Here is a 16,584-nt window from a genome sequence, read left to right as displayed (position 1 = left end):
GCTACAGCATGGCGAGCTAGCGCGCATGCGTAATCTCATATCTATTTAGCTATCTGTCTGCCTGTGAGATATATGGGGCCTTTGTTTACACCACCATGTGCCAACTTAGGTTTGCACAGGAATGAATACAACTCATGATTCTATAGTGGTGCGATGGCTAACATTGTTCAATAAAGATATGCTCTTTAGTGCTCTCTCCAACGATGAGGTGATTTCTTCAAAAGCGATAGAACTACATGAGTTTATTGAAAAAAACTGTTAAAGATCGACCCTAATTACCACTCATAACACTAAAAATAAACACGACAATAATTGTTTTCAAAATGTTATTTTCATAACAAATTTAGTAGTGAAACAACGAAATTTCATGCGGCTATAGACAGCTTTGTGCAGAAAATAGTAGAGCTAGTTTTTATTGTTCGTACTCCCATGCATCCAACATTCGTTGTGCCTCAGCTAACCCTCCCACGACGTTAGCCAAGTCATCCGTAATGCATTGCAAACCGCTATCTAAGAGTGCCTCGTCGAAAAACTGATCTTCATCCAAGCAGCAATAACTTGTAGCAACCGTCGCCAATGCTCCTATTGCAGTAGTGAGGTTTTTAGTAAAGAAGGTTGGCTTCCATGAGCCTGCGCCATGAAAAGCAAATAATACATGCCCTGTTGTCTTGTCATAAATGAATGGATCACCACCTTGTTCAGCAATCACTAGCCAATTGGGATTCCAATCATCCAATGGCTGAGCGGGGGTTTCTGACCAAGCGTAGCCTGCTTGTAAAGCGGCAAGTTTGCTGAGTGGAGGGATGCATACTGGGTTGCCTCCTACGGTTAGTGTGCAACCTACTGGGCCTACATTCTCGTAGTAGGTATGCCCCAAAGGCCCTACTTGCTGATAAAAATCAGCTATGGGCGCAGGTAAATCGCTTTGACCAGTCCATTCTGATGGTGATTGTGATCGTAATTGTCCGAAAGGTTCTAATAGGCTACGTAGCGTATCAACAGTAAACATAAGTCCGCTCTATAAAGCGTTGTAAGGGTATGGACTACTTAGTAGGTAAATGCTTTTGAGATGGCATGGATGGTTTAAGGCTTAGCGGTAGGCGAGCGTCGTCCCCTGCCCTCTAGCACTTTCATGCCTTTGCGTTTGGCTGGTTTCTGCTGATGGCTTGGCTTCTGTTGCTCTCTCAGTGTGGCTATTTCGGCTTTTGCCTGTGCGGCTTGTTGATATAAGGATTTGAGCTCAGTATCAGAGCGCTCAAGGCTAAGGTGTAGGGCTTGTAAGGCGCCTTCAAGCTTGCCGCACTCATGTTGGCTGCTTTGTAGTTGTTGTTCTACTTCTTTTAACGCTGTTTGTTGTTGCGCTTCAGAAGCTTTGGCTGCTGCACGTACAGCATCGGTTTCACGTTGAGCTTTAACGGCAGCGAGTCTTTCTCTGTCCAAATCCAGCATAAGGCGTTTTTCTGTCTCCCTGGAACGTGTTTCGGACAGCTGTGCTGCGTGATGCAGTTTTTCCAATTCTGTACTGAACTCTTTTCTGACGTCGTGCAACTGCTGCTGCAAGGTCTGGTTATCGTGCTGAGCTTGCTCTATAGCCTTGGTTAGCGCCAGTCTGGCTTCATTAGCAGCAGCTAATTCTTCTCTATAGCTAATGATTTCTTGTTCTGCGGCGGCAAGGGATTGTTGCGTAGTTTGCTCTCTTTGTAAGGCTCTATCGCGCTCTAGCTCAAACGCCGCCACATCCATTCTGGCGTTATCAACCATGACCTGTGCCTCAGCCTTAAATGTTTCTAAAGACGCTTGCGCAGCTTCCTGAGCGTGACGCCACAAGGTGGCAATAAGCTCACCGGCAGCAGAGGTGAGTGTTTCGGGGAGATCAGGATGTTCGATGCGTGTACGGCTTTTTTCGCGTAACTCTTCCCAGAACGTGACCAATGCCTGTGATGGTGCGCTCATGCTGCCCCTACGCACTAGCTGATACAGCTTGTTAGCCGTGGGTGTAGTGCCGTATCGGAAGAATAACAACGCACAGACTTCCCTATATAGCTCTTGCGTGTTTGAAAAACGCTCTTTAAGTGCCTCAACCTCGGTATTTAGGCTTATTTCGCTGGTATTTGCTGTATTCATCATTATTCCTTATTCGATAATTGATAATACAACGTAATACGTTAAGAACACAATTATTGTTGATTGAAATTTGACATTACTCTTATAATGTCAAATTACTAGATAGGTATACGGAAAATCATGTCTGACAGCCACTCAACAGCGCTTATGCGCTTCCCTCCCCTTGAGCATTTCCCGCGATCTGCGCAAATGGATGGCAGCAACGGTACAAATAGAGCTGTAGGTGGCCGTTCGCAGATTAGTGCAACCACAGACATCGATGCCATCAAGGCATGGCTGGCACGTTTCGTTAACTCCCCGCACACCTTCAGTAATTACCGTAAAGAAGCTGAGCGTTTGCTGTTATGGGCCACCATTACCCTGCGCAAGCCTATTTCGTCGCTCACGCACGAAGATCTTGTGCTCTATCAGTATTTTTTAACTGACCCGCAGCCTGCGGCACACTGGGTAATGCCGGCCGGCCGTAAAGTCGCTAGATCACATCCCGACTGGTGCCCGTTTGCTGGACCGCTCTCTCAAGCCAGCCAACGGCAAGCGGTCATCATCTTAAATTCCATGTTTTCTTGGCTGGTTGCTGCGGGTTACTTGGCCGGAAACCCGTTGTCGTTAACCAAACAGCGGGCTCGTAACGCCGCTCCTCGTGTTAGCCGTTATTTAGACGATGATATTTGGCTAGAGGTAAAACGTACGATTACCGCATTGCCCCAAGAAAGCGATAGGGAACGTGAACACTATGCCCGTTTGCGTTGGTTGTTCTCGTTGCTCTATGTGTGCGGATTACGGATTTCTGAAGTGATTGAGAACCAAATGTCGGGCTTTTTTTGTAGGCGTGGCAATGATGGCGTAGACAGTTGGTGGCTAGAGGTGACTGGTAAGGGCAATAAAACACGTATTGTGCCGGCCACATCCGAACTCATGGCAGAGCTATTGCGCTATAGGCGTGAAAAATCCTTACCGCCCCACCCCACTGCTACGGAAACTACGCCCTTGTTATTGCCTATAGGTCATCAGCAGCGGCCGTTAACGCGGGCAGGCGTACATGGGATTGTGAAATCGGTATTTAAGGCAACAGCGGAAAGAATCCGCGCTGCTAATCCAAATAATGAATGGCAAGCTCAACAGCTAGAACAAGCATCGGCCCACTGGCTACGTCACACGGCAGGTTCGCATATGGCGAATAAGCAGGTCGATTTACGCTATGTACGCGATAACTTGGGGCATGAGTCATTGAGCACTACAAATATTTATTTGCACTCAGCCGATGACGCTAGACACCAAGAGACAGAGCAACACCATAAAATTCAGTGGTAGTGGGTGTTAGCGCGTGATCAGAGTGCTTTGAGGTAACGCACAGACGCATAGTGACGTGATAGACATCAGCATTTTTTGTTTCAGCTCAGGCTATTTTTACCGGTTGTTATCTAGTGCTATTTCTACGTGTGCTTTTGGTTCAGGAAAATGGCTATTTCTGGGTGCTTCTTCGCTTGAGTTTTAACTGTATTCTTAAGAAATATTATAAGCTTAAATCAAATAAATTAGTTTATTATCAATAGCCTATAGTGATTTTCAGCACGAAATTGTCATTACACGATTTAGTCTAGCAAAGTGCTAAAGCAATAGATTATTTAGTGTATTTGTTGCCCTGAGCGTACGATTTTTGAGTCGTTATAGCCTTATCTATATAGGTCTTGCGCTAGATCAAACATGAATTCGATAAGGGTTTCTACCCATATGGCCTCTCTATACCATGAGTATTGAGTGTGACATTGAAGTTAATTGACACATTTCTTTATTAATTATGGGTAGTGTTTATGAAAGCCTTGTCTAAAACCCTGATTGTTGCACTGGTTGCGCTGGGGGTCGGTTATGGCGGATCACAGCTTATTCTTTCGCAACGTAGCATAACGTCCTCATCTGCGAGCAACTTGAACTTGGATGATGAAAAACTCATCAAGCAAGGAGCCTATGTATCCCGTACCGGCGACTGTGTGGCCTGTCATACCGTTCCTGGTGGTAAAGAGTATGCCGGTGGTCTGGCAATGCAAACACCGCTGGGGGCGATTTACTCAACTAACATCACTCCCGATGTAGAAACCGGTATTGGTAGCTACACCCTAGACGAATTCAAAACTGCTGTACAACACGGTGTGCGTAAAGATGGCGCAGCTTTGTACCCAGCTATGCCCTACCCCTCTTACGCCATCATGAGTGATGACGACATGAACGCGCTGTATGCGTACTTCATGCGTGGTGTACCTGCAGTCAAACAAGAAAATGCAGAGCCTACATTGCCTAAGATGTTCCAAATGCGCTGGACTGTTGCTTGGTGGCAATGGATGTTTGCGCCTACAGATCAAAAGTTTATCGCGGATGATGCCGTAGATAGCATCAGAAACCGTGGTGCATACTTGGTACAAGGTCCTGGCCACTGTGGCGCCTGTCATACCCCACGTGGCTTGGCTTACCAAGAGTTGGCATTAAGCCTGAATGATGGTGATGACTTCTTGTCTGGTGCAGTAATTGACGGTTGGCGTGCAAAAAGCTTGCGTGGTGAAGGTCGTGGTTTAGCAAGTTGGACAGAAGATGAGTTGGTGGACTTCTTCGCAACTGGTAGAACAGACAAAGTAGCCGCGTTTGGCGCGATGGCTGATGTAGTGGAGCACAGTACTCAGTACATGACCCCCGAAGATCAACGTGCTATGGCGCAATACTTGAAAGCGTTGCCTCCAGTAAAAGGCCGTAACCCAGAGATCCCACATCAGACTGATACCACCACCCAAGCACAATTGGATGGTCAATACACGACTCCAGGCGCTTGGTTGTACGCTGAACACTGCGTAACCTGCCACCGTGCTGATGGTAAAGGTGTGCCGCGTATATTCCCTGCGCTGGCCGGTAACTCTGCAGTATTTGCCAACAATGCGCAGTCTGTCATCCAAGTGACCTTGGAAGGTGGCCGCATGCCAGAAAACGAAGTAGATGCAATGACATTCACCATGCCTGCTTTCCGTCACTTGGGCGATCAGGAAGTGGCTGATGTAGTGAATTTCATTCGAACTAGCTGGACTAACCAAGCGCCTGAGGTTCAAGCCGAAGACGTTGCGCATATCCGCCAGTTCGTTGCTAAAAAATCGCCTAACATCCTTCCTGAAGGAGCCAGCCATGAGTAAAGCCAAAACCCTTTCCGTAGTAGCCTTGGCGATCGCTGGTATTGCAGGTGCTTCTTGGTATAGCCTTGCCAGCCCTACCCTGACTGGCCCAACAGAAGTTAGCTACCCTATTATTGACGTAGAAACTAAGCAGGTTATTGGTCAGTATCAAGTACCGTCCGATCTGCTTATTGAAAACGAGCCTAACGCAGAATCCATTTTATACGGCAAACGCTTGTTGAATGAAACACGCCGCTTATTGCCTGACAACGTGGGTGCAATGATGAACTGTAATAGTTGTCACATTGCCGAAGGTAAAGCTCCACTGGGTGCGCACTACATCAACAGTTTTGTGAGCTACCCTAAAGTTATGCCGCGTTCCGGCAAAATGGTGGACTTAGCAGGCCGTATCAACGGGTGTTTCATGCGCTCCATGAACGGTAAACCCTTGCCAGTAGACTCTGCTGAAATGGTAGGTATGCTGGACTACATGAAATGGTTGGCACAAGGCGTTGAACCAGGTCAAAAAGTACAGATTCCTATCGCTGGCTCTTTGGATGAAAGCTTAGTACCTAACACTGAACGCGGTCGTACGTTGTACGCTGCGCAATGTGCAACCTGTCACGGTGCTGACGGTGAAGGTCTAAAAGATGAGCGCGGCAATATTGTCTTCCCACCGCTATGGGGCGATGAGTCGTTCAATATTGGGGCAGGTATGGCGCGTACTTACAAAGCCGCTGCTTTCATTAAGTACAACATGCCTATGAGTGTTGAAGATCATGGTGCGTGGGGCCAAGGTGGTGTGTTGGACGATCAAGATGCAGTAGATATCGCCGAGTACTTCACTCACATGCCTAGACCTGACTTTGCCGCTAAAGTGAACGATTGGCCTAATGGTAAAAAACCAAAGGATGCACGTTACTAATATAAGAAATTAATCTCCCTTCAAGCCAGATTTAAGGCTGCCCTCCCTTGGCAGCCTTTTTTTTCGTCTGGCTTATTCAGCAGCGCTTACGCGTACTGTTGCTGCAATTTTCTTCGCACGTTCACGTGCTGCTTCTACCGTTTCGTCATACGCCAAGGCAACGCCCATACGACGCTTAGTGAAGCTTTCAGGTTTACCAAACAAGCGTAGATCGGATTGAGGAATACTCAAGGCTTCGGCTACGCCATCAAACGTTACGTTCTTACTGTCTACGCCACCATAAATCACAGCGCTAGCGCCAGGGGCCAACAAGCCTGTAGAAACAGGAAGCCCCAAAATTGCACGTGCATGCAGTTCAAATTCGTTTTGACGCTGTGTCACCATAGTGACCATGCCAGTATCGTGTGGTCGTGGGCTTACTTCGCTAAACCACACTTGGTCACCTTTGACAAACAACTCAACGCCAAAAATACCTTGGCCACCCAAATCTTGCGTAATAGACGCTGCAATATGTTGTGCAGACTCAAGCGCTGTCTTGCTCATAGGGTGTGGTTGCCAGCTTTCTACATAGTCACCATCCACTTGTTTGTGGCCGATTGGTGCGCAGAAACTGGTTTGCACAGCGCCTTGAGCGTCTAGGCTACGTACAGTCAATAGAGTGATTTCATAATCGAAATCAATAAAGCCTTCTACGATCACGCGCTGTTGGCTAACGCGGCCGCCTTCCATGGCGTAATTCCACGCTTTTTCTATGTCTTCAGGGCCACTGATCTTGCTTTGGCCTTTACCTGAGCTACTCATTAACGGCTTGATCACACACGGGTAGCCAATGTGGTCTTGAATCGCTGCTTTGAGCTCATCCAAGGTATTGCAGAACTTGTAGGGGCTGGTTGGCAAGCCTAGTGTTTCAGCTGCTAAGCGACGAATACCCTCGCGATCCATTGTCAGTTGCGTGGCGCGAGCCATAGGCACGACACGCGCTTTACCAGCAGCCTCTACAGCTGCTAACGCATCGGTAGCAATCGCTTCGATTTCAGGCACGATAATGTGTGGCTTAACTTGCTCAATGAGTGCTGTTAGCGCGTTGGCATCACGCATATCAGTCACAAAAGCGTGGTGTGCGACCTGGTGACCAGGAGCATTCTCATAGCGATCAACCGCAATGGTTTCTACGCCTAAACGTTGCAAGGCAATAATGACTTCCTTACCCAACTCTCCTGCGCCCAAAAGCATGACACGAGTTGCAGCAGGACTTAGCGGTGTACCTAATGGCTTCATGAGTGACTCCGGTATAACTGGCTCAAATACGATAAATTCATAAAGCAGCATTGTAAACGTAACCTCGTTCGCTGTAGGCAATATTCAGTTTCACGATGGTTTTCGTCGCATTACCGCCTGCAGAAACAGGGAATACAACGATGGCAACGCTATGGCTTGTTTTTTCTGCTGCTATGTTCTACATTAATTAAGCTCAATTTGAGCATATAAGGAGAACAGCAGGTGGAGAGCCTAAAAGAAATCTATTTTGACCTACCCGACGCTACGTCAGGTGCAGTGCGTTTAGCCACGGCGTGGGCCAATGTACCAGAGCCTATTGCAGATACCGACGTAGAAACCTACAAAAACAAAATACGTGAACAGTTAAAGGCGCAAGACGCTACGTTAGTAGCCCATTACTATGTAGACCCTGTTATTCAAGATCTGGCAGAAGAAACAGGCGGCTGCGTGGCTGACTCATTAGAGATGGCTAGATTTGGCCGTGATTGCGAAAGCTCTACCCTTCTGGTGGCTGGCGTGCGATTTATGGGGGAAAGCGCCAAAATACTCAGCCCGCAAAAACGCGTATTGATGGCAGATATGCAGGCCACGTGCTCACTAGATTTAGGGTGTGAGATCTCCGCTTTTGAAGCCTTTTGCGATCAGCACCCAGACCGTGAAGTGGTGGTCTATGCCAATACCAGTGCAGCCGTCAAAGCACGTGCAGATTGGGTGGTTACGTCAGCCGTCGGCCAAGAGATAGTCCTACACTTGCACCAACAAGGTAAAAAGATACTGTGGGCGCCTGACAGACACTTAGGTTCCTACATACAGCACACAACCGGCGCTGATATGGTGCTATGGCAAGGTTCGTGCTTGGTACACGATGAATTCCAAGCTGATGAGCTTTTGGTAATGAAAAAGCGTTACCCAGATGCCTGTGTGTTGGCACACCCAGAAGCCCCTGCGAATGTGCTGGAGCATGCAGATTTTATTGGTTCTACATCACAGATTTTGGCCGCTGCAGCACGGTTTCCACATACTTTATTTATTGTGGCCACGGATCAGCGGCTACAACATAAGTTAAAGCAGTTATTGCCAAACAAGAAGTTTATGCCTGCACCTACTGGCGGTGTAGGAGCAACCTGTAAAAGCTGCGCGTTTTGTCCGTGGATGAGCTTAAATAATTTACCCGCCTTGCTAGGCAGTCTGACAAGGAATCAAACCGAGATTCATGTCGATGAAACGATTCGTGTCGCTGCAGAGAAAAGTTTAAAACGCATGCTGGATTTCTCTGCTGATACGGCATTACGTCAACAATTACAGCAGGTACTGCAAGTGGCTTGATATTAGTGTTCTGAAGCGCCAGACACTATCCATTCAACAATAATCTCTAGATCGGCATCACTGATTTTGGTATTGGGTGGCATGGCAACAGGCCCCCATACCCCTTGGCTACCGCGTCGTATGTGTGTTTTCAGTAATTCGGCGCGTTCTACGCTCGCAGGTGCAGCCTCAAAAATACTTTGAAAAGAAGGTCCAAGTAGTTTTTTGTCGACGCGGTGGCAGGCTAAGCAGGTATTTTTTTTGAGTAGTTCTAGTACATCATGTGCTGAGGTTTGTGCTATTACAGCATGCTGCGGGGCAAGTATCAAACAAAGAGCAATAAAGCTGTATCGTCTTATCATTATGTAGATGCTCTCACATTACAATAGTCATTATGTTCCCCCTACTCTGAGGATATATCATGCGCAAAATTTTAGTACCCGTTGATGGTTCCGACGCTTCTACCCGTGCGGTACAAATGGCAATTACGATGCTGAAATCCATTCCAGACGGTGAATTGCACATCGTGACTGTGCAGGCCCCTATCGTGTCGCGCAACGTATCACGCTTTTTTGCTCCTGAAGTACTGAATGAATATTATCAGGACGAAGGTAATGCTGCACTAGCACCAGCAGTAGAACTTGCTACGCAAGCGGGAATGAAGTTTCAGAAAAGCGTGCTGACGGGTTCAGTTGCTGAAACCATTGAAGAGTACGTACAACTACACCACTGCGACCATATCATTATGGGTAGCCGAGGCTTGGGTGCTATCCCTGGTTTGGTATTGGGCTCTGTGACGACCAAAGTTCTGAGTTTGGTGAGCGTACCGGTAACGCTGATCAAATAAAAAAACGGTAGGTGTCTATATATGCGCACCTACCGTTTTTTATTGCCTTATACCGATGGCTGTGTCATTGCCAATGGGTTGATCCAGCTATCGTATTCTGCTTCGGTTAAAAAGCCTGACTCAAGCGCTGCTTCTTTCAGGCTTTGCCCTTTCAGGTGAGCTGTTTTAGCAATTTTGGCTGCTTTGTCGTAGCCAATATGCTTGTTCAGGGCTGTCACCAACATCAGGTTTTTCTCTAGATTCTCACGAATACGCTCTTCGTGAGGCAAGATACCGACTGCGCAGTGTTCGTCAAAAGACAAACATGCGTCGCTGATCAACGCGATACTTTCCATCACGTTGTGCACCATCACTGGCTTGTAAACGTTCAACTGGAAGTTACCTTGTGAGCCGGCAAACGCTACCGCTGCATCGTTACCAAACACCTGCACGCATACCATTGTCATGGCTTCGCATTGTGTAGGGTTTACTTTGCCTGGCATGATGGAAGAACCTGGCTCGTTTTCTGGGATTTGGATCTCGCCAATACCGCAACGAGGGCCGCTGGCCAACCAACGCACGTCGTTTGCGATTTTCATCAATGCACCGGCTAGCGTACGCAATGATGCCGACATATTGACCAAGGCGTCGTGGGCAGACAAGGCAAAGAATTTGTTCTCAGCACTGCGGAATGGCAAGCCAGTCAATTCTTTCAAATGACGTGCAACAGTATCACCAAATTTAGGGTGAGCATTCAAACCTGTACCAACGGCTGTACCGCCAATGGCCAAATCATAAATACCTGGCAATTGTGCTTCTACGTGTTCCAGAGCGAAGTCTAGCTGGGCAGCCCAGCTACCAATCTCTTGGCCTAAGGTGATAGGCGTTGCATCTTGCAAGTGAGTACGACCTGTTTTCACCAGTGTTTCGTAACGAGCTGCCAGTGTTTTAAAGGTGTCACGCAGTTGTGCCACGCTAGGCAACAAGCGCTCTTTCACTTGCAATGCCACGGCAATGTGCATGGCTGTTGGGAAGGTGTCGTTTGAGGACTGGCCACGGTTCACATGATCATTGGGGTGAATGGGGCTTTTGCTACCGATTACGCCACCCACCAACTCAATGGCTTTGTTGGAGATGACCTCATTGGTGTTCATGTTGCTTTGTGTGCCAGAACCAGTCTGGAACACCACCAGCGGGAATTCTGCATCCAGCTTGTTTTCAACCACTAACTGTGCGGCTGCCACGATAGGGTCTGCGATCTCCGCTGGTAATTCGCCCAACTCTTTGTTGGCCATGGCGGCTGCTTTTTTCAGATAACCCAATGCCTGAATCATGGGGGCTTGCCATACAAAGCGCTCTCTTCCAATGGGGAAGTTAATGATAGAGCGCTGTGTTTGCGCACCCCAGTAATGATTTGCTGGGACAGCAATGTCACCCATCGAATCTTGTTCTATACGTGTATCAGACATGCTTTGCTCCTACAGAGAAAAATTATTTAGTACAGGCTAGTGCATTGGCTTCTGCCAAGCGTTGCACCCATACTTGTGCGATATCTACTAACCTATTGGCAAAGCCCCACTCGTTGTCAAACCAGACAAAAAGGTTGGCAAAACCATCGTGATTGGTACGTGTTTGACTGCCATCCACAATCACAGAATGCGGATCATGATTAAAGTCTACGGATGCATGAGGCTGATTCGTAAACGCGATGGTAGTACAGGACTTTTCTGCAGCGTCTTTAAAGAGCTGGTTAATGGCGTCAGGGGTGGTCTCAGTACGCAAATTCACCATCAAATCTATAGCCGAGACGTTTAAGATTGGCACACGAATCGCTTTGGCTTGAACCTTCCCCTGCAGTTGAGGCAATAAGCGCTCTACCCCTTGGGCTAATCCAGTAGCCACTGGCACTATAGATTGCATAGCTGAGCGAGTACGGCGTAAATCTTTATGGTGATAACCGTCAATCATAGGCTGGTCATTCATCACCGAGTGCAAGGTGGTCAGAAAGCAATGCTCTATACCAAAGGCTTTATCTAACACCGCCAGCACGGGAATAATGGCGTTTGTGGTGCAGGATGCATTAGACACAATACGGTGATGTGCCGCTAAACCAGCATCATTAATATCCAACACGGCTGTGTAATCTACATCGGCAGCACCATCAGCTGGATGAGACACCAGCACACGCGGGCAGCCGCTGTCTATAAAGCGCTGTAACTGTTCGCGTTTGCCATAGACACCTGAACATTCAATCACCAAGTCCAGATTAAGACTTCTCCAGTCTACATCTTCTGGATTTTGGGCATGAGTGATCGCAATAGTATGACCATCAATCACCAACGACTGCGCATTGTGATTGATTTGGGCAGCCGGGAACGGTCCGTGCGTAGAGTCAAAACGTGTTAAGTAAGCCATGCTTTCCATGTCCGCAGGCTCATTAATGGCAACCACTTGCAGCGTATCCTGCAATTTGCGTTCATAGATAGCACGTAAAACACATCGCCCTATGCGACCATATCCATTGATTGCTATGCGTGTCACAGGCGTTCCCATGCCCATCCTTGTTTAAAAAGTAATAGAAAAACCACCGTCTACCACCACGATATGGCCGTTGACGTAACTGGCTGATTTTGAGGCCAGAAATACGGCTGCAGGTGTGATTTCAGCTGGCTGAGCCCATCTCGCCAGCGGATTTCTGCCAATCACATGTGCACCTTTAATAGGGTCACTTGCCAAAGCGTGATTAGACTCGGTAGCAAACGTACCAGGGGCAATCCCATTGCTAGTAATACCCTGTGAGCCAAACTCAACCGCCAAGGAGCGCACCAGTGCTTCCAAGCCTTGTTTAGCAACAGGATACACCGCATCCCCTGCTCTGGCTATGCGGCCAGCAATAGAGCTAAAGGTGATAATACGGCCATAACCTTTAGCCGCCATTCCCATTGCCGCAAGCTTGGATAACACAACAGTAGCCGTCAGATTATCTTGTATATGTTGCGCAATTTCGAGCGCGCTCAACTCACTAAATGGGCGGCGCAAACGACTACCTACGGTATTCACCAAAATATCAGGCTGTACAGGTAACGTTGCATAGGATGCTTCTAACGTCGAGAGGTCGGAAATATCCTGACACCAGACAGATGCCTTATAGCCAGCGTCTTGTAGGCGCTGCTGAGCCGCCTGCAATGGCGCTGGGCTCCTACCATTTACGATCACATGTGCGCCTAAGCCAGCGTATGCGGCAGCTATTGCCCAGCCTAGACCTTGCGCCGAACCTGTAATTAACGCTGTCTGACCGTGCAGGTCAAACGAAGGAATAAACGACTCTATAGTTTGCATACCACCTAGCTCACATCACCACGTTACGCGGAGCACCTGCTATAAAAGCTTCGATATTGCCCACCAACTGATCAGCTAGTGCTTGAACAGCTTCCTGGCTTGCCCAGGCGACATGTGGCGTGAAGATAAAATTAGGTAAATCCATCAAACTAAAGAGCACATTATCATCGCGCGGCGGTTCAGGCGTGGTCACATCTATGCCAGCACCGCTGATTTGCCCGCTACGTAAGGCAACAGCCAAATCTTCTTCACAAATAAGCCCGCCTCTGGCGGTATTAATCACCAAAGGACGCTTATCCATCATGGCAAATTCTTTGGCAGTAAGCAAATTGGCGGTTTCGGGCGTTAACGGGCAATGCAAACTGATGATGTCCGAGGTACGCAGCATGTGTTCAAACGATACTTTGCCATCGCTGACATCATTACTGCCTTTGCGAGCAGCAAACTGCACGGTCATGCCTAGACCTTGGGCTAACTTTGCGACTGACTGCCCCAACGCTCCTGAGCCAATAATGCCCAGTGTGCTACCTGCTAAGTCACGTATTGGGTAGTCAAAATAGCAAAATTGCTGTGATTCTTGCCAACGCCCACGAGCAACAGACTGGTGATAAGCGAACAAGCTGCGGCGTAGTGCGAAAATTAGAGCCAATGTGTGTTCTGGCACGGTGTGCTCTGCATAATTACGCACATTACACACGACAATGTTGCGGCTTTTACAGGCATCCAAGGCCACATTGTTATAGCCCGTCGCGGCTACGGCCACTAATTTTAGCGATGTAGCGGCCTCTATCACCGCTGGGCTGACAGGCGCTTTATTGCTAATAATGATGTGGGCTGTTTTACAGCGCTCTATGGCTTGTGCTTCGGTGCTTTTTTCGTAGCAAACCAATTCATGCGGGAAAGAAAATGCCTGCAATTGCGTATGCGGGCCTAGTGTCTCGCTATCGAGAAAAACAATGCGTAGAGGCTGATTTAACATATGACACTCATAGTAGGATCAAACATGACACATGACGCGTATGAGTACGCGTATCATAGCCATCTAGTCTACCGTAGTAATGTATGAGACTGCAGCTCCCTGTGTGAAAAACGGGGTTATTGCATGCTATAAACATCTAGGTTTTTTGTTTTTTTCCGTGAAGGGGCTCTTATGAAACTGTATTACATGGCTGGTTCTTGTGCTTTGGTATCACATATTGTGCTGGAGTGGATTGGTAAGCCGTACCAAGCTCAAGCCGTTAGTCGCAAAGAACTTAAAGAACCTGCTTTTCTGGCCCTAAACCCATTGGGTTCTGTGCCAGCCTTTGTAGATGGCGATATGTTGCTGACACAAAGCATGGCTATTTTGGAATACTTGGCGGAAAGCGCCCCAGAACAAAACTTGCTAGGCACTACACCACAGCAACGAGCAGAGACACGTCGTTCTTTGGCTTTCTTGAATTCCGACGTACACAAAAATTTTGGTGTGATGTTTGGTATTCAGGGCTACACACAAAACGAAGAAGCCCAGAAAGAAGTTAAAGAAAACACGGCGAAGCGTTTGCGTGGCTACTTTGAGCTGTTAGACAAACAGCTAGAAGGTAAAGACTGGCTGACAGGCACACGCTCTATCGCTGATCCATACTTGTACGTGGTCATGCGTTGGGCACCTATTCAGAAAATTGATTTGAGCGACTTGCCTAATCTGCAGCGTTTCTTCAAAAATATGGAAGCTGATGCCGGTGTTCAAGCCGCACTGAAAGCAGAAGGTTTGGCGTAATTCAGCAGTTATAGCTTTTGAAATGACGCCATTCGGCGGCCAGTCTGGAGCTTCCGGCGGCCGCCGCCACAAAGCCCATAGAGCTATCTAAGTCCGACAAACTTGCCCCCTCTTCTAGCAGCAGTCCGCCATAACTATTACGTAGTTTCTGCGCGGTTAAACCTGCAAAACCGTGCTCATTTCCCCATCCTGACACAATTCTGGCTAATGTAGCCGGGTTCATGGTTTCTTTGGATCTAAATTCAGATGGCACTCGGTTGGATGGAAAGAGCAACTGATGCCCTGTAGTGTGTTCTAACCGTTGCTTCCAGTTCAGTACAATTTTTACCGCCCACTCGGGCATTGCCAATACCCTGTGTTTGCCACCATGATCTTGTATATAGGCATGGATAGTAGAATCTTCAGGATTGCTGCGATTTAAAGCTAACTGTTCTTGCAGTGAAAAACTAATATAGCAGCCAGTATCTAGGCAATACTCACCATCCTCATTAGGATGTATAGCCTCTATTCGTAGTGATAGAACTTCTAACGCTTTAAGTCCGCAACCTAGCAGCAATGCGACAACCGCCGAATTTCTATGCGCTTTCCAAAGTGCAGCAGCCGTTAGACTATGATGCTCTAACGCTAATCGCTGTTGTTCGGCCTCTAAGCTCTCTACAATTTCTACACATTGCTCTGGCGTTAAGAACTGCTTGCTTTGATTACTACTAGAGTCACGCCAGGATGTTGCGTGCATATCCTGCAGATTTTGCGATGCAGTAGGATTAATGAGTTCTGGAATTTGGGTTTGCAAGGCTTCATAGGCACGCAAAATCACCAATTGATAGCGCTCGCGCTGTTGTCTATTAGTATCTTCTAAACTGCTTAAGAAGTTGCTGATATGGGTTTCATTAACCGTATTGATATGTAGTCGTTGTGTAGGCAGCCAATCTAGAAAGCGTCGCCACAATACTAGGTAGATACGCTTGCTGGATAACCTAAAAGGCGGATGCTGAGTATCCATCCAACGCTCAAACAGGTTGATAGCTTCTTTGCGACGTAAAGCCTTAGATTTATCCACTTCCCACCTGCTTTATTGTTAACTTTTTCTTTAAGTAAAACTTTAATCTTCCGTTAGTTGCATTAATTATACCTAAAGAAGCCGGTATTGCACCGGCCATCTTTATTTTGTTTTCTTTTACGCACCTAGATAGGCTTTACGCACGTCCGGGTTAGCCAATAGATTAGCGCCAGTATCCTGCATAACTACTTTACCAGTCTCGATTACATAGCCTCGATCAGCGACTTGTAGTGCTTTGTTTGCATTCTGCTCAACCAGAAACACGGTCACACCCTCGTCTCGGATTGTGCGGATGATATCAAATATCTGCGCAATGATCAGCGGTGCCAAGCCTAAGGTAGGCTCATCTAATAGTAATAGCCTAGGCTTACTCATTAATGCCCTACCGATGGCTAACATCTGCTGCTCGCCACCTGACATCGTTCCTGCGCGTTGTGATGCCCGCTCACGCAATCTAGGGAACAACTCGTACACGTGCTCCTCCCCTTCTGCGATTTGGCCCTTACTCAAAAAGAAACCACCCATTTTCAGGTTTTCAGATACCGTCAAATCGGGGAATACTCGACGTCCTTCAGGCGAAATCGCTATACCACGCTGCATAATTTCATGCGTAGGCAGATTTGTGATGTCGTCGCCCTCAAAGGTAACACGGCCGCTCTTCGCCCGTGGTGAACCACACACGGTCATTAGCATGGTGGTTTTACCCGCGCCGTTTGCACCAATTAAGGTGACAATTTCACCTTTATTTACGTCCAGTGTTACGCCATCTAGGGCCTGAATAGCACCGTAATATGTACTGACATTCTCAAGCTTAAGCAC

16 protein-coding genes are annotated in these 16,584 nt (G+C 47.6%); 6 read left to right on the top strand and 10 right to left on the bottom strand.

Annotation, left to right across the window (positions count from 1 at the left end):
* Nucleotides 1-412: 412 nt before the first annotated feature.
* A complete protein-coding gene (locus ACLPHM_RS03410; protein WP_430219870.1) occupies nt 413-1,009 on the bottom strand; it encodes a hypothetical protein in 597 nt (198 codons plus the stop codon).
* Between the two features lie 74 nt (nt 1,010-1,083).
* Nucleotides 1,084-2,127: a DNA-binding protein gene (locus ACLPHM_RS03405; RefSeq protein ID WP_430219869.1), complete on the bottom strand. Its 1,044-nt coding sequence runs from the start codon at nt 2,125-2,127 to the stop codon at nt 1,084-1,086.
* A gap of 117 nt (nt 2,128-2,244) precedes the next feature.
* Here ACLPHM_RS03405 and ACLPHM_RS03400 point away from each other — a divergent pair, with 117 nt between their 5' ends.
* The 3 genes from ACLPHM_RS03400 to ACLPHM_RS03390 all read left to right on the top strand — a co-directional run bounded on the left by ACLPHM_RS03400 (nt 2,245) and on the right by ACLPHM_RS03390 (nt 6,198).
* The gene (locus tag ACLPHM_RS03400; protein ID WP_430219868.1) at nt 2,245-3,435 is read left to right on the top strand and encodes a tyrosine-type recombinase/integrase; all 1,191 of its coding nucleotides are present in this window, start codon (nt 2,245-2,247) and stop codon (nt 3,433-3,435) included.
* A gap of 500 nt (nt 3,436-3,935) precedes the next feature.
* Nucleotides 3,936-5,294 (top strand): c-type cytochrome, encoded by a 1,359-nt coding sequence (locus ACLPHM_RS03395; RefSeq protein ID WP_430219867.1) that lies wholly within the window; start codon nt 3,936-3,938, stop codon nt 5,292-5,294.
* On the top strand, nt 5,287-6,198 hold the full coding sequence (locus ACLPHM_RS03390; RefSeq protein WP_430219866.1) for a c-type cytochrome: 912 nt from the start codon (nt 5,287-5,289) through the stop codon (nt 6,196-6,198). Before ACLPHM_RS03395 ends, ACLPHM_RS03390 begins: the two co-directional genes overlap by 8 nt.
* Nucleotides 6,199-6,270: 72 nt before the next feature.
* Here ACLPHM_RS03390 and purT read toward each other — a convergent pair whose 3' ends face one another.
* A complete protein-coding gene (gene purT, locus ACLPHM_RS03385) occupies nt 6,271-7,476 on the bottom strand; it encodes a formate-dependent phosphoribosylglycinamide formyltransferase (protein WP_430219865.1) in 1,206 nt (401 codons plus the stop codon).
* A 222-nt stretch (nt 7,477-7,698) separates the two neighbouring features.
* On the opposite strand from purT, the gene nadA reads away from it, so the two are divergent.
* Complete coding sequence (gene nadA / locus ACLPHM_RS03380) at nt 7,699-8,802, top strand: quinolinate synthase NadA (protein ID WP_430219864.1); 1,104 nt, start codon at nt 7,699-7,701, stop codon at nt 8,800-8,802.
* A gap of 2 nt (nt 8,803-8,804) precedes the next feature.
* Here nadA and ACLPHM_RS03375 read toward each other — a convergent pair whose 3' ends face one another.
* The gene (locus ACLPHM_RS03375) at nt 8,805-9,143 is read right to left on the bottom strand and encodes a c-type cytochrome (protein WP_430219863.1); all 339 of its coding nucleotides are present in this window, start codon (nt 9,141-9,143) and stop codon (nt 8,805-8,807) included.
* A gap of 59 nt (nt 9,144-9,202) precedes the next feature.
* Here ACLPHM_RS03375 and ACLPHM_RS03370 point away from each other — a divergent pair, with 59 nt between their 5' ends.
* Entirely contained in the window at nt 9,203-9,628 is a 426-nt protein-coding gene (locus tag ACLPHM_RS03370) for a universal stress protein (RefSeq protein ID WP_430219862.1), read from the top strand.
* A 47-nt stretch (nt 9,629-9,675) separates the two neighbouring features.
* Here ACLPHM_RS03370 and fumC read toward each other — a convergent pair whose 3' ends face one another.
* From fumC to ACLPHM_RS03350, 4 genes are read right to left on the bottom strand one after another with little or no spacing between them, the layout of a single operon-like run.
* Complete coding sequence (gene fumC / locus ACLPHM_RS03365; RefSeq protein WP_430219861.1) at nt 9,676-11,076, bottom strand: class II fumarate hydratase; 1,401 nt, start codon at nt 11,074-11,076, stop codon at nt 9,676-9,678.
* A gap of 22 nt (nt 11,077-11,098) precedes the next feature.
* Nucleotides 11,099-12,148 (bottom strand): type I glyceraldehyde-3-phosphate dehydrogenase, encoded by a 1,050-nt coding sequence (locus ACLPHM_RS03360; protein ID WP_430219860.1) that lies wholly within the window; start codon nt 12,146-12,148, stop codon nt 11,099-11,101.
* A gap of 24 nt (nt 12,149-12,172) precedes the next feature.
* On the bottom strand, nt 12,173-12,946 hold the full coding sequence (locus ACLPHM_RS03355; protein ID WP_430219859.1) for an SDR family oxidoreductase: 774 nt from the start codon (nt 12,944-12,946) through the stop codon (nt 12,173-12,175).
* A 10-nt stretch (nt 12,947-12,956) separates the two neighbouring features.
* Nucleotides 12,957-13,925, bottom strand: a complete 969-nt coding sequence (locus tag ACLPHM_RS03350; RefSeq protein WP_430219858.1) for a D-2-hydroxyacid dehydrogenase — start codon at nt 13,923-13,925, stop codon at nt 12,957-12,959.
* Nucleotides 13,926-14,096: 171 nt separating this feature from the next.
* On the opposite strand from ACLPHM_RS03350, the gene ACLPHM_RS03345 reads away from it, so the two are divergent.
* Nucleotides 14,097-14,705: a glutathione S-transferase family protein gene (locus tag ACLPHM_RS03345; RefSeq protein WP_135861615.1), complete on the top strand. Its 609-nt coding sequence runs from the start codon at nt 14,097-14,099 to the stop codon at nt 14,703-14,705.
* Nucleotide 14,706: 1 nt separating this feature from the next.
* Here the strand turns inward: ACLPHM_RS03345 and ACLPHM_RS03340 are convergent, their stop codons facing one another.
* Together ACLPHM_RS03340 and ACLPHM_RS03335 are read right to left on the bottom strand one after the other, a co-directional pair.
* Nucleotides 14,707-15,765: a tyrosine-type recombinase/integrase gene (locus ACLPHM_RS03340; RefSeq protein WP_430219857.1), complete on the bottom strand. Its 1,059-nt coding sequence runs from the start codon at nt 15,763-15,765 to the stop codon at nt 14,707-14,709.
* 117 nt (nt 15,766-15,882) lie between these two features.
* Nucleotides 15,883-16,584 carry an ABC transporter ATP-binding protein gene (locus ACLPHM_RS03335; protein ID WP_430219856.1) on the bottom strand — a complete coding sequence of 234 codons (702 nt, stop codon included), beginning with the start codon at nt 16,582-16,584 and terminating at the stop codon, nt 15,883-15,885.

Origin of the sequence: Paenalcaligenes sp. Me131 (assembly GCF_050487225.1) — a bacterium.
Taxonomy (GTDB): Bacteria; Pseudomonadota; Gammaproteobacteria; order Burkholderiales; family Burkholderiaceae_B; genus Paenalcaligenes.
Note: the sequence above shows the minus strand (reverse complement) of the source record. Positions and strands in the feature narration are given on the sequence as shown.